Origin of the sequence: Mesorhizobium sp. M7A.F.Ca.CA.001.08.2.1, assembly GCF_003998455.1 — a bacterium.
Taxonomy (GTDB): domain Bacteria; phylum Pseudomonadota; class Alphaproteobacteria; order Rhizobiales; family Rhizobiaceae; genus Mesorhizobium; species Mesorhizobium ciceri.
Genome location: NZ_RZPW01001396.1, coordinates 1 through 596 on the forward strand (window position 1 = coordinate 1; position 596 = coordinate 596).

The 596-nt window shown below is 57.2% G+C and carries 2 protein-coding genes; one reads left to right on the forward strand and one right to left on the reverse strand.

What is annotated here, in order from left to right; translation table 11 throughout:
• Positions 1 to 240 (forward strand): hypothetical protein (locus EN914_RS39785; protein WP_164779284.1); only part of this gene is annotated, 240 nt, incomplete at its 5' end.
• A gap of 116 nt (positions 241 to 356) precedes the next feature.
• Here EN914_RS39785 and EN914_RS39790 read toward each other — a convergent pair.
• Positions 357 to 596: hypothetical protein (locus EN914_RS39790; protein ID WP_245497955.1), on the reverse strand; the 240-nt coding region annotated here is incomplete at its 5' end.

The window sequence follows — 596 nt, forward strand, 5'->3', positions numbered from 1 at the left end:
CAGATGTCAGAATCCAAGCTCGTGGCGCTCGGTGCGTGCAGCGGCGGAGCGAAGGCGATCTTGCCGGATGCCGGCTTCCCCGCAACATCGTTCCAGAAGCCGAACATTTTTGAGTCGATCGTCATCGCGGTGCGGCCGGACGAGATGCCGTCCACGACCTGGTTCCAGTTATCATTGGCGAAGGAAGGAGCCGCGCACTTCTTGATCATGTCCGAATGTAGTCGTATCCAGCATCGGTAAGCTTCGGATCACTCATGTATTTGTCCAGCAGGCGCCACTCGGAGCGAGGTCCTACGCGGGCTGAATGCCAGTGCCGAACACATCCCATGCTGGCGACTTCGTCGTCAGTTGGATCGTCATCTTGTTCCAGTAAGAATCGTCTGGGTAGAGTTCCGGCGTGACCTTGATGCCGGGTCAGCTTCTCGAACTCCGGAAAGTTGCGCAGCGAGAGCATCCGCATAGGGGTGGATGTCGTAGGCCCAAGTTATGCTGGTCCCTTCGAATTGACGCCAGTTCACGGTGTCGGCAGCGGCCGAATTAGTGAGCGATGCCGAAACGGCAAGAAACGCCAAGTCAAAAGCAAGCTGTTTGCGTAG